This is a genomic window from Pectobacterium fontis (assembly GCF_000803215.1).
Lineage (GTDB): Bacteria > Pseudomonadota > Gammaproteobacteria > Enterobacterales > Enterobacteriaceae > Pectobacterium > Pectobacterium fontis.
Genome location: NZ_JSXC01000100.1, coordinates 1 through 455, shown reverse-complemented (window position 1 = coordinate 455; position 455 = coordinate 1). Strand labels below are relative to the sequence as shown.

1 protein-coding gene is annotated in these 455 nt (G+C 65.7%); it reads left to right on the top strand.

Annotated features, from left to right (window positions below; all coding sequences use genetic code 11):
* On the top strand, window positions 1-455 hold a 455-nt coding region (locus tag OI69_RS18765), incomplete at both ends, for a putative Ig domain-containing protein (protein WP_039354257.1).

Genomic DNA, 455 nt, shown 5'->3' with positions numbered 1-455 from the left:
GCGTCACCGCCAGCGACGGCACTGCCTCGGTCAATACCACCTTTGCCCTGAGCGTCACCAACGTCAACGATGCCCCTGTGGTCTCCGGCACCGTTCCGCCACAGACGCTGGCACAGGGCGGCAGCCTGAACTTCACGCTACCGTCAGGACTCTTTACCGATCCCGATATCGGCGACACCCTGACGCTCAGCGCCACGCAGGCTGACGGCACGGCGCTGCCTGCCTGGCTGACGTTTAACCCTGCCACCGGCACCTTCTCCGGTACGCCGGGCAGCGGTGATGTCGGCAACCTGAGCATCCGCGTCACCGCCAGCGATGGCGCGGCCTCGGTCAATACCACCTTTGCCCTGAGCGTCACCAACGTCAACGATGCGCCCGTGGTCTCCGGCACCGTTCCGCCACAGACGCTGGCACAGGGCGGCAGCCTGAATTTCTCGCTACCGTCGGGGCTGTTT